At 69.8% G+C, this 11,829-nt stretch carries 11 protein-coding genes; 3 read left to right on the top strand and 8 right to left on the bottom strand.

What is annotated here, in order from left to right; genetic code table 11:
* Positions 1-71: 71 nt before the first annotated feature.
* Positions 72-1,100: a hypothetical protein gene (locus NS354_RS07770; RefSeq protein ID WP_058593986.1), complete on the bottom strand. Its 1,029-nt coding sequence runs from the start codon at positions 1,098-1,100 to the stop codon at positions 72-74.
* A 264-nt stretch (positions 1,101-1,364) separates the two neighbouring features.
* Positions 1,365-2,297 carry a heme o synthase gene (locus NS354_RS07765; protein ID WP_082677971.1) on the bottom strand — a complete coding sequence of 311 codons (933 nt, stop codon included), beginning with the start codon at positions 2,295-2,297 and terminating at the stop codon, positions 1,365-1,367.
* Positions 2,298-2,385: 88 nt separating this feature from the next.
* Here NS354_RS07765 and tkt point away from each other — a divergent pair, with 88 nt between their 5' ends.
* Genes tkt through NS354_RS07750 form a run of 3 tightly spaced genes read left to right on the top strand, consistent with a single transcriptional unit; the run spans position 2,386 to position 7,270 of the window.
* Positions 2,386-4,473 carry a transketolase gene (gene tkt / locus NS354_RS07760; RefSeq protein ID WP_058593985.1) on the top strand — a complete coding sequence of 696 codons (2,088 nt, stop codon included), beginning with the start codon at positions 2,386-2,388 and terminating at the stop codon, positions 4,471-4,473.
* Positions 4,474-4,502: 29 nt separating this feature from the next.
* Complete coding sequence (tal, locus tag NS354_RS07755) at positions 4,503-5,612, top strand: transaldolase (RefSeq protein ID WP_058593984.1); 1,110 nt, start codon at positions 4,503-4,505, stop codon at positions 5,610-5,612.
* A 2-nt stretch (positions 5,613-5,614) separates the two neighbouring features.
* Entirely contained in the window at positions 5,615-7,270 is a 1,656-nt protein-coding gene (locus NS354_RS07750; RefSeq protein ID WP_058593983.1) for a glucose-6-phosphate isomerase, read from the top strand.
* A 66-nt stretch (positions 7,271-7,336) separates the two neighbouring features.
* Here NS354_RS07750 and NS354_RS07745 read toward each other — a convergent pair whose 3' ends face one another.
* The 6 genes from NS354_RS07745 to whiA form a co-directional block, all read right to left on the bottom strand.
* Positions 7,337-7,702 (bottom strand): RNA polymerase-binding protein RbpA, encoded by a 366-nt coding sequence (locus tag NS354_RS07745; RefSeq protein WP_082677970.1) that lies wholly within the window; start codon positions 7,700-7,702, stop codon positions 7,337-7,339.
* A gap of 34 nt (positions 7,703-7,736) precedes the next feature.
* Entirely contained in the window at positions 7,737-7,985 is a 249-nt protein-coding gene (gene secG / locus NS354_RS07740) for a preprotein translocase subunit SecG (protein WP_058593993.1), read from the bottom strand.
* A gap of 62 nt (positions 7,986-8,047) precedes the next feature.
* Positions 8,048-8,884: a triose-phosphate isomerase gene (gene tpiA, locus NS354_RS07735; protein WP_058593981.1), complete on the bottom strand. Its 837-nt coding sequence runs from the start codon at positions 8,882-8,884 to the stop codon at positions 8,048-8,050.
* On the bottom strand, positions 8,881-10,083 hold the full coding sequence (locus NS354_RS07730) for a phosphoglycerate kinase (protein ID WP_058593980.1): 1,203 nt from the start codon (positions 10,081-10,083) through the stop codon (positions 8,881-8,883). Before NS354_RS07730 ends, tpiA begins: the two co-directional genes overlap by 4 nt.
* Positions 10,084-10,111: 28 nt before the next feature.
* Positions 10,112-10,729, bottom strand: coding sequence for a superoxide dismutase (locus NS354_RS07725; RefSeq protein ID WP_058593979.1), 618 nt, complete (start codon positions 10,727-10,729; stop codon positions 10,112-10,114).
* Between the two features lie 116 nt (positions 10,730-10,845).
* Positions 10,846-11,826 carry a DNA-binding protein WhiA gene (gene whiA, locus NS354_RS07720; protein ID WP_058593978.1) on the bottom strand — a complete coding sequence of 327 codons (981 nt, stop codon included), beginning with the start codon at positions 11,824-11,826 and terminating at the stop codon, positions 10,846-10,848.
* Positions 11,827-11,829: the final 3 nt, after the last annotated feature.

The following is an 11,829-nucleotide window of genomic DNA, read 5'->3' as shown; positions in this document are numbered from 1 at the left end:
AAGATAGTCGCCGAAAGCGCAGTTCAGCACCTTCGCGTGCCCTGGGGCCGCACTTTTCGCGCTTTCGGCGACTATCTTGCGTGCGGGGAGGCCGGGACGAGCGGCGAAGCCGCACCTTCGGCGAGAAACTTCGCGACAGGGGCGGGTATTCGCCTAGGTGCGCGTCCGAGACGGTCGAGCATTCGCTCCGCCGTGCGATCGGGGGTGAGCAGCACGTCCTCCGAGTGGAAGCGCACTCCGCGCCAGCCCGCGTCACGTGCGCCGTCGTATCGGGCGATGTCCCGAAGGTACTGGGAGCGAGACGTGCGGTGCTGACCGCCGTCGTATTCGAAGTAGCTTCGCGTTCGCTCGTCCGTGAGGTCGAACCTGCCGATCTCCGTGTCGCCCGACCGGATCGTGCCCTGGAGCGTGAGGTCCGAGATCCCGACACGTTCTCCGATGAGACGCAGAAGCGTCTCCATTCTCGACTCGGCGCCATGCCTCGCGAGTCCCACCGCGAGTCTGAGTCGCACGGCGCCTCGCGAGCTCGGCGCACCGCGGAGATCTTCCAGGAGGCGCTCGGTCAGCATCGCGACCGCGCTGTTGTAGTGGGTGGCGCCGCGGTGCAGGAGGGAATCGATTGCGACGACCAGCTCCGGGCCGGGGAGCAGGGCGGCCGCTTCGCCGACGGCGGCGGCGGGAAGGGAGACGGGGAGACTCAGTGCACCGTCGTTCGTCCAGCACCGTGCAGCCACTTGCAGGGCGACGGCAGACGCGTGCTCCGATCGATGCCCGGCGACGCCCGCTCGGCGCATGGGCGTGGTGCCCGGGGCGGAGGACACGTCGACCGGGGTTGCCGGTCGCACCCGAATCGGGCAGCCGAGCAGTGCGAGCGCGGTCGCATGGCTGAACCGGTCACCCGGTCGCAGCTTCGGCAGGAGGGCGAGGGCCCGACTCACGAGGGAGGCGTCGATCTCGTCTCTCACGCGGACTCCGCGGTGCGGGCGCGCGAGCGCTCGATTGCGGAGCGCTCCCCTGCCGAAGCCGGCGTGCAGCGCGGTCTCGACTGAGAAGGGCTCCGTACCGAAGGTTCGGGTGATGCGCTGCAGCTGTCGAGACATGTCCCGAGTCTGGCACCGGGCGTCCGGCCGTGCAGGTGCGCTCCACAGGCTCGCGCTTGGGGCGCGGAGGTTGCGCGCGGAAGTGTGCAGACCCGGAGGCGGCAGGGAGGGCGCGGCCCTCGTCGAGAGCGCAGTTCGGCATGCAGCGCCCTCGAGACGGAGCACATATCGCGCTCTCGAAGGGCGCGAACACGCGGAGGCGGAGAGAGCGGTGGGTGCAGCGGGGGCCGCGGTGGCAGCGGGGGCAGCGGTGCGCCTGCGCGACTAGAAGGGCAGGAGCGCGTCTACGGCGATGACGAGCGACAGCACCGAGAGGTAGATGTTCGCCGTGTGGAACACCTGCATGGGCTTGCCGGCCTCGCCGCGGATCGCGTGGGCGTAGAGGCGATGGGCCTGCACGATGAAGTACCCGCCGAAGACGAGCGATGCCACGGTGTAGGTCCAGCCCATCTCGGCGACCGGGATCAGCAGCAGGCTGGCGGCGACCGTCGCCCATGTGTAGAGGATCACCTGCAGTCCGACGGTGACGCGGCCGCGCACGACGCCGAGCATCGGCACGCCGGCCGCGGCGTAGTCGTTGCGGTACTTCATGGAGAGCGGCCAGTAGTGCGCCGGCGTCCAGAGGAAGATCACGAGGAAGAGCACCCATGCGGGCCAGTCCAGCGATCCGGTGACGGCCGCCCAGCCGATGAGCACCGGGAAGCAGCCCGCGATGCCGCCCCACACGATGTTCTGCTCGCTGTGGCGCTTGAGCACGATCGTGTAGACGACCACGTAGAAGAAGATCGCGGCCGCGGAGAGCGCGGCGGCCAGCCAGTTCGTCGTCGCCGCGAGCCACACGACCGACAGGCTCGCCATCACCCAGGAGAAGATGAGGGCGTTGCGGTCGGAGATCTCACCGGTGACGAGGGGGCGGTTCTCGGTGCGCTTCATCTTGCGATCCATGTCGCGGTCGATGTAGCAGTTGAAGGCCCCGGCCGCCCCGGCGCTCATGGCTCCGCCGATCAGCGTCGCGAGCACGAGCCAGAGGTTCGGCAGGCCGCCCTGAGCGAGGATCATGGCGGGCACGGTGACGACGAGCAACAGCTCCATGACCCGGGGTTTCGTCAGGGCGACGTAGTTCTTGACCGTGCGGCCGAACGTGGGTCGCCCGGCGGCGGCGCGGGCCTGAGTCTGGACTGGGATCTGCGTGGACATCGCCTTCTATGGTACCCCGCCGTTGGATAAGATTGTTCGGGGGTGCGCCAGGGCGGCGTTCTCCCGCATTCAGCCGGAAAGGAACGTCTTGGCGAACGAACTGCAGTGGGATGAACTCGACGATCGCGCGGTCGACACCGCGCGGGTACTCGCGGCCGATGCCGTGGAGAAGGTGGGCAACGGTCACCCGGGAACGGCGATCAGCCTCGCGCCGGTCTCGTATCTGCTGCATCAGAAGGTGATGCGCCATGATCCGGCCGATCCGCACTGGGTCGGGCGCGACCGTTTCATCCTCTCGGTCGGCCACTCCTCGCTGACGCAGTACGTGCAGCTCTACCTCGGTGGCTACGGCTTGGAGCTCGAGGATCTGCAGGCGCTGCGCACGTGGGGTTCGAAGACGCCCGGTCACCCGGAGTACGGCCACACCGACGGCGTGGAGATCACCACCGGCCCCCTCGGGCAGGGCCTCGCCTCCGCAGTGGGCTTCGCGTACGCGGCGCGCTACGAGCGCGGGCTCTTCGATCCCGAGGCCGCGCCGGGCACGAGCCCGTTCGACCACTTCGTGTACGTGGTGGCGGGCGACGGCGACCTGCAGGAGGGCGTGACGAGCGAGGCCTCCTCGCTCGCGGGCCACCAGGAGCTGGGCAACCTCATCGCGATCTACGATTCCAATCAGATCTCCATCGAGGACGACACGGACATCTCGTACTCGGAGGACGTCAAGAAGCGCTACGAGGCGTACGGCTGGCAGGTCATCGAGGTCGACTGGAAGAAGTCCGGCGAGTACGTCGAGGACGTCGCCGAGCTGCACGCCGCGATCGAGGCCGCGCAGGCGGAGACGGCGAAGCCGTCGCTCATCATCGTGAAGACGATCATCGGCTGGCCCTCCCCCGGCAAGCAGAACACGGGCGGCATTCACGGCGCGAAGCTGGGAGCCGAGGAGCTCGCAGGCCTGAAGACGGCGCTCGGCTTCGATCCCGAGGAGCACTTCGCGGTCGCCCCCGAGGTGATCGCGCACACCCGCGCCGCCGTGCAGCGCGGAGCGGAGAAGCGCGCCGCGTGGCAGGCCCGGTTCGACGCCTGGGCTGCGTCGAATCCGGATCGCAAGGCGCTCTTCGATCGCGTCGAGTCGCGGCAGCTGCCGCCCGAGGCGCTCGACGTGCTGCCGGAGTTCGCACCGGGCGACAGCGTGGCGACGCGTTCGGCGAGCGGCAAGGTGCTCGCCGCGCTCGGGCCGGTGATGCCGGAGCTGTGGGGCGGATCGGCGGATCTCGCCGGATCGAACAACACGACGATCCCGAACGTGCCGTCCTTCGTTCCCGCCGAGCGGTCGACGAGCACCTGGCAGGGCGACCCCTACGGCCGCGTGCTGCACTTCGGCATCCGCGAGCACGCGATGGGCGCGATTCTCAACGGCATCCAGCTGCATGGCAAGACGCGCAGCTACGGCGGCACGTTCCTCATCTTCAGCGACTACATGCGGCCGGCGGTGCGCCTCGCGGCGCTCATGAACGTCCCGTCCATCTTCGTCTGGACCCATGACTCGGTCGCCCTCGGCGAGGACGGCCCGACGCATCAGCCGATCGAGCAGCTCGCCACGCTCCGCGCGATCCCGAACCTGGCGGTGGTGCGCCCGGCCGACGCGAACGAGACCGCGATCGCCTGGCATGAGATCCTCACCCGCACCGCGGGCCCGGCGGGGCTCGCGCTGACACGGCAGAACGTGCCGGTGCTGCCGCGCGGAGGCGACTTCGCGACGGCCGAACAGGCAGCGGAGGGCGTGCGCCGCGGGGCGTACGTGCTCGCCGACTCCCCGACCGGCACGACGGATGTGCTGCTGATCGCGACCGGGTCGGAGGTGCAGCTCGCCGTCGAGGCGCGCGAGCGGCTCGCCGCGGAGGGCGTGGGCGCGCGCGTCGTCTCGGCGCCGAGCCTCGAGTGGTTCGCGGAGCAGACCGACGAGTACCGCGAGAGCGTGCTCCCCCGGTCGGTCACCGCTCGTGTGAGCGTCGAAGCCGGCCTGTCGCTCGGCTGGGACCGTATCGTGGGCGATCGCGGCCGCTCCGTCTCCATCGAGCACTTCGGCGCCTCCGCCGACTACCAGACGCTCTTCCGCGAGTTCGGGATCACGACCGACGCGGTCGTCGCGGCCGCGCACGAGTCGCTCGCGGCCTGAACTCGCCTCTCTGAAAGGATCATCGCACGATGACAAATCCCCACACCTCCGCTCTCAGCGAGGCCGGCGTCAGCATCTGGCTCGACGACCTGTCGCGCCGTCGACTCGAGAGCGGCGAGCTCGCCGAGCTGGTCGAGACGCTCAACGTCGTCGGAGTCACCACGAACCCGACCATCTTCGCGAACGCGATCGGCGGCGGTGACGGTTACGGAGAACGCCTCGCCGACGCCGCATCGCGCGGCCTCGACGTCGATGCGGCGATCGTGGAGCTCACGACGGCGGACGTCGCGGACGCGTGCGATCTGCTCGCCGGCGTGTACGCCGCGACCGAGGGCCGCGACGGTCGGGTGTCGATCGAGGTCGAGCCCGGCCTCGCCCGCGACACCGCTGGAACGGCCGAGCAGGCGCGTCAGCTGTGGGCGCGCGTCGACCGCCCGAATGCCATGATCAAGATCCCGGCGACCGTCGAGGGGCTCGACGCGATCACCGAGACCATTGCGGCGGGCATCAGCGTGAACGTCACGCTCATCTTCAGTCTCGAGCGGTACCGCCAGGTGATCAACGCGTACCTCGCGGGCCTCGAGCGCGCTCGTGCTGCGGGCATCGATCTGTCGACGATCCACTCGGTCGCCTCCTTCTTCGTCTCGCGCGTCGACTCGGAGGTCGATCGTCGCCTGCGCGAGATCGGGACCCCCGAAGCGCTCGCACTGACCGGGCAGGCGGGGATCGCGAACGCGCGTCTCGCCTACGAGGTGTTCGAGCAATCGTTCGACACGGAGCGCGCGCGCTTCCTCATCGGGCTGGGCGCCAACCCGCAGCGACCGCTGTGGGCGTCGACCGGGGTGAAGGATCCGGCGCTCGTCGACACGGCGTACGTGACGGGCCTCATCGCTCCGAACACCGTGAACACGATGCCGGAGGCGACGCTCCAGGCGTTCGCCGACCACGGCCACGTTCCCGGCGACACGGTCACGGGTGCGTACCTCGAGTCGAACCAGGTGCTCAACGCGATCGACGCGCTCGGCGTCGATTACGCGGAGGTCACGGAGCTGCTCGAGCAGGAGGGGCTCCAGAAGTTCGACGCCTCTTGGTCCGAGCTGCTCGGCACCGTCGAGCATGCGCTCCGAGAGGCGCGCTGATCATGGCGCTGCAGGTCGCGGTGGACGGGGGCCTGCGCGACGCGGAGGCGGCCGTCGCCGGATTGGTCGAGGATCGCGTCGCCAGCCGCATCTTCGCGCATGATGCGTCGCTGTGGGGCGCCGACGCCGCCGACGAGGCCGCGATCCGTCTCGGCTGGACCGATGTCGCCGCGGACGCGGAGCGATTGATCCCGGAGATCGAGAGCCTGCGGGCCGAGCTGCGCGAGACCGGCGTCGATCGGATCGTGCTCTGCGGGATGGGCGGATCGAGTCTGGCGCCGGCCGTCATCACGCGGTGGAGCGGTGTCGATCTCACGATGATCGACTCGACGCACCCCGATGTGGTGCGGCGCGCGCTGTCGGGCGATCTCTCGCGTACCGCGGTCGTCGTGAGCTCGAAGTCGGGCGGAACGATCGAGACGCGCAGCCATCTGGCCGCCTTTTCGGACGCCTTCCGCGTTGCCGGGATCGAGCCGTCGCAGCGCATCGTGATCGTGACGGATCCCGGATCCCCACTCGACGAGGAGTCTCGCGCGGCGGGCCGGCGCGTCTTCACGGCCGACCCGAACGTCGGCGGGCGCTTCTCGGCGCTCACCGCGTTCGGGCTCGTGCCCGCCGGCTTGGCGGGCGCGGATCTGCGCCGGTTGCTCGCGGATGCCGAGGGTGTGCGCTCGGCGGTCGCCGCCGATGATGCGGCGAACCCGGCCCTGCGCCTGGCGTCTGCGCTCGGTGCCGGGTTGCCGCGCCGATTCGTGCTCGCGGTGCGCGAGGACCGTTCGGCGTCGTGGGGTCTCGGGCGCTGGATCGAGCAGCTGGTGGCCGAATCGACCGGCAAGGACGGTCGGGGCGTGCTCCCGATCGCGCTCGACGCGGATGCCCCCGAGTTCGAGCGTGTGCCGGAGAGCGTCGTGACCGTGGAACTCTCCGATGCGCCCGCGAATGCGGATGCCGGCGCGGGCGACGCGACGGATGACGTTTCGGGGCCGACCGGCGCGGCCATCGCCGTCGCCGGCGGTCTCGGGGCGCAGCTGCTCACGTGGGAGGTCGCCACCGCGGTGCTCGGACGCCTGATGGAGATCGACCCGTTCAACCAGCCGGATGTGGAGTCTGCGAAGGTGGCGGCCCGCACTGCGCTCGACGGCGACGCGTCGTCGGAGGACGCCGACGACGCGGAGCTGCGCGCCGCCGCCGGCGCTCGACTGCTCGCGGTTCCCGACGACGTCGAGGTGGCGGATGCCGGCGCACTTGTCGCTCGTCTCCGGGATGCGGCCGCCGGTGCCGGGTATCTGTCGCTGCAGGCATACCTCGATCCGCACGGCGAGGAGGCGGAGCCGCTCGATCGGTTCCGCGACCGTCTCGCGCAGGTGCTCGGTCTCCCCGTCGCTCTCGGCTGGGGCCCGAGCTACCTGCATTCGACGGGCCAGCTGCACAAGGGCGGACCCGCCGCTGCGGTCTTCCTGCAGCTCACGGCGACCGGCCCTGAGTCGCTCCCCATTCCGGGCGCGGATCGCGGCTTCGACGCCCTGATCGAGGCGCAGGCGCGCGGCGATCGGACGGTGCTCGCGGAGCGCGGGCGCCCCGTCTTCGCGCTCGCCTGCCCCGACCCTGCCGCGACGGTGCGCGAGCTCGACGCGGCGCTGGCGGCTCTCGGCTCCTGAGAGCCGCGCATACGCAGAACGGCCCCGGGCGCGATCGCCCGGGGCCGTTCTGCGTGTACTGATCCGCTACGCCGACTTGCGCGCGGTGCCGCGGCGGGTGCGCAGCTTCTGCAGCGCCGCCTCGAGCAGCTCCTCCGCCTCCTCGGGCGTGCGGCGCTCCTTAACGTACGCGAGGTGCGTCTTGAAGGGCTCGTTCTTCGGGAGCATCGGCGGGTTCTCGCGATCGCGCCCCGCGGGGAGGCCCGTCGTCGGGGAATCGATCTGCTCCGGGATCTCCTCCTCGGGAACATCCGCCGCGAAATAGCGGATCGTCTCGTTGCCGAGAGCATCCCAATAGGAGATCTGCGTGCGTTCGGCCCGCGAGCCGTGATCCTTCTCCCCCATGGGGCCGGAACCGACGCGGGCGCCACGAATGGCGTTACTGCCTGCCACGAAATGCCTTTCTACTGCTGAATCGGGTGCGCGTTCAGACGACCGAGAAGCGCGCGATGAGCCCGAGCGCGACGATCGAAGCAGCCCAGATCAGGGAGACGACGATCGTGATGCGGTTCAGGTTGCGCTCCGCGACTCCGGAAGACCCGAGGCTGGAGGTGACGCCTCCGCCGAACATGTCGGAGAGCCCTCCGCCGCGCCCCTTGTGGAGCAGGATGAACAGCGTGAGCAGCAGACTCGTGATCACCAGGATGACGAGCAGAATGATCTTCAGAATGAGCACGAAGTGCACCTTTCGAGGTCGCGGGCGCGTGAGGCCAACGACCAGTATAGCGTGGAGCCGGATCAGCCAGCCGTCACGTGCTTCTGGAACTGGATGATGCGGGTGAACTCGTCGACCTTGAGACTCGCTCCGCCCACCAGCGCACCGTCGACATCGGGCTGTCGCATGAAGCCCGCGATGTTCTGACTCGCGACCGATCCGCCGTAGAGAATGCGCGTGCGCGCGGCGCGCTCGTCGCCGACGAGATCGCGCAGATGCTCCCGCAGCGCGCGGGCGACCTCCTGCGCCTGCTCCGGCGTCGCCGCCTGTCCGCTGCCGATCGCCCAGACCGGCTCGTACGCGACGACGAACTCGGCGCCCTCCGGCAGGTGGGCGAGTGCCGCGGTCAGCTGAGCCACGGGGATCGCGGCAGCGCCGTGCTGCTCGAGGTCCTCGGCGGTCTCGCCGACGCAGATCATGGGGACCATGCCGGCGGCCTGCGCCGCGCGAGCTTTCCGCCCCACCGTCTCGTCGCTCTCGCCGTGGCCGTGACGCCGCTCCGAGTGGCCGACGAGCGCATAGGTCACGTCGAGCTTCGCGAGCATCGCCGCTGAGATGTCGCCGGTGTACGCCCCCGATTCGTGCGGCGAGACATCCTGCGCACCGAGCGTGAGCGACAGCTTGTCTGCGGCGAGCAGGGTCTGCACGGAGCGCAGATCGGTGAACGGCGGGAACACGGCGACCTCCGCCGCAGAGAAGTCGTGGCGCACGTCGGCGAGTCCCCAGGCGAGCTTCTGCACGAGCGCGATGGCCTGCAGATGATCGAGGTTCATCTTCCAGTTGCCCGCGATGAGCGGAGTGCGCTCCGTCAGCGGGAGCGGCTGACGCGCCTCGGCGGGCGCAGCGTGCTGATCGGTCATGACAGTACCTCCAGTCCGGGCAGCGACTTGCCCTCCAGATATTCGAGACTCGCACCGCCGCCGGTCGAGATGTGGCCGAACTGGTCGTCGGAGAAGCCGAGGGCGCGCACGGCGGCTGCCGAATCCCCGCCTCCCACCACGGTGAAGGCGTGGGTCTCCGTGAGCGCGCGCGCGACGGTGCGGGTTCCCCCGGCGAACGCGTCGAGCTCGAACACGCCCATGGGCCCGTTCCAGAACACCGTCTCCGACTCGGCGATCGCGGAGGCGAACGTCTCGGCCGATCGGGGGCCGATGTCGAGGCCGAGGCCGGCTGAGCCGAACTGCGACGACTCGATGGCGTCCGCCGCGACCACCTCGTGCCGGGCATCGGCCGCGAACTTCTCGGCGACGACGATATCGCTCGGCAGCACGATGCGCACGCCGCGGCGCTCCGCATCGTCCAGGTATCCGCGCACCGTGTCGATCTGATCCGACTCCAGCAGGCTCGACGCCACCGCGTGCCCCTGCGCGGCGAGGAAGGTGAACACCATTCCCCCACCGATCAGGAGCGTGTCGACGCGCTCGATCAGATGCGAGATCACGCCGAGCTTGTCGGAGACCTTCGACCCGCCGAGCACGACGGTGTACGGACGCGCCGCGTCGGCGGTCAGACGCTGCAGCACGTCGAGCTCGGCTGCGACGAGGCGGCCGGCGGCGCTCGGCAGCAGCTGCGCGAGCTCGTACACGCTCGCCTGCTGGCGGTGGACGACGCCGAAGCCGTCCGACACGAGGGCGTCACCGAGCTCCGCGAGATCGCCGGCGAATGCTCGGCGCTCGCTCGGATCCTTGCTCGTCTCCGCGGCGTTGAACCGCAGGTTCTCGAGCAGCACCACCTCCCCGTCGGAGAGCTGGGCGACCGCGGCCGAAGCCGCATCGCCCAGCGTCTCGTCGACGAAGCCCACCGGCGCCCCGAGGAGTTCACTCATGCGCTCGGCGACCGGCCGCAGCGAGTACTGCGCGTCCGGCTCGCCCTTCGGGCGTCCGAGGTGGCTGATGAGCACGAGCTTCGCGCCCGCGTCCCGCAATTCGCGGATCGTGGTCAGCGAGGCTCGGATCCGGCCGTCATCGGAGATGACGCCGTCGCTCAGGGGAACGTTCAGATCGCAGCGGACGATGACCGTCTTCGACTGCAGCGACCCGAGTGATTCTATGGTGCGCATGGAAAGGTGGGCTCCTCGAGGTGCGGAATCAGATCAGGCCGGGCGTCTGCGAGCGAGCGGCCTCGAAGCGGCGCGCCACGTCCTGCCAGTTCGCGATATTCCAGAACGCCTTGACGTAGTCGGCGCGCACGTTGAGGTAGTCGAGGTAGTAGGCGTGCTCCCAGACGTCGAGCTGCAGGAGCGGAATCGTCCCTGCGGGGAGGTTGCCCTGCTGGTCGAAGAGCTGGACGATGTTCGGGCGCTGACCGAGCGCATCCCATGCGAGCACGGCCCAACCCGACCCCTGCACGCCGAGTGCCGTCGCCGTGAAGTGCTCCTGGAACTTCTCGAAGCCGCCGAAGAACTCGTCGATCGCTGCAGCGAGCTCGCCCTCCGGGCGTCCGCCGCCCTCGGGCGAGAGGTTGTTCCAGAAGATCGTGTGGTTGACGTGACCGCCGAGGTTGAACGCGAGGTCCTTCTCCAGCTTGTTCACGGAGGCGAGGTTACCCGACTCGCGAGCCTCGGCCAGCTGCTCGAGCGCGGTGTTGGCCCCGGTCACGTACGCCTGGTGATGCTTGTCGTGGTGCAACTGCATGATCTTGCCGCTGATGTGCGGCTCGAGAGCAGCGTAATCATAAGGAAGCTCGGGAAGTGAGTAGGCGGCCATGTGGCGATCCAATCTCTCGGTGAACAGTTGTCGGCTTCAGTCTATGGCGCGACTCCTGCCCGCGGTGGGAAAAGGCGGCGCACGTCGCCCGACGCCGCCGCCCTGTTCGCCACCCGCTAAATCCGGTCGAGCTCCTCGGGGAGGCTGGCCTCGGTGCCGGGCACGCCGCGCAGCTCCGCCTCCTTGTCGGCCATCGCCAGCAGTCGCCGGATCCGGCCCGCGACCGCATCCTTGGTGAGCGGCGGTTCGGCGCGGGCGCCGAGGTCGTCGAGGCTCGCCTCGCGGTGCGTCAGCCGGAGCTCGCCCGCGTACCGCAGGTGCTCGGGAATACTGTCGCCCAGGATCTCCATGGCGCGTTCCACGCGAGCGCACGCCGCCACCGACGCCTGTGCCGAGCGGCGCAGATTCGCGTCGTCGAAGTTGACGAGGCGGTTCGCGGTGGCTCGGGTCTCCCGCGCGCGGCGCAGCTCGTCCCAGCTCGTGCGGGCCTGCTGCGCGCCCATGAGGCCGAGCATCTCGCTGATCGCCTCGCTGTCGCGGATGAGCACCTTGTGCTGTCCGCGGATCTCGCGGCTCTTCGCGTCGACGCCGATGCGGCTGGCCGCTCCGACGAGCGCCATCGCGACCTCGTTGCTCGGGCAGACGATCTCGAGGTTCGCGGACCGCCCGGGCGCGGTGAGACCGCCGCGGGCGAGGAACGCCCCCCGCCAGATGGCCGCGAGCTCCGCCGGGGCGCCGGTCGTGAGCCGGTTCGGCAATCCGCGGATCTGCCGACGGCGCTGGTCGAGGAGCCCGAGCTGACGAGCGAGCGTTTCGCCGTCGAGCACGCGGACGAGGAACTGGGGAGCGCCGGGGCGGGTGCTCGACGGGGGCAGCTGCTTCGCATCCGAGCGGATGCCGTACAGCTCGGCGAGATCCTTGCGCACCCGCTGCACGATCTGCGGGGTGTGGAGCTCGGCTTCCAGGGCGATACGGCCGGAGATGGTGTGCAGCCCGCCTGCAAGACGGAGGATCGTCGCGACCTCGGCGATGCGTTCGCCGGTGCTCTGCACCGGGAATCGCACGAGTTCGCTCTTGACCTCGGGGGTAGACAGCACGAA

Origin of the sequence: Leucobacter chromiiresistens (assembly GCF_001477055.1) — a bacterium.
In the GTDB taxonomy this organism is placed as follows: Bacteria; Actinomycetota; Actinomycetes; order Actinomycetales; family Microbacteriaceae; genus Leucobacter; species Leucobacter chromiiresistens_A.
The sequence above is the reverse complement of the archived record's forward strand: the minus strand, read 5'-3'. Positions and strand labels throughout refer to the sequence as shown.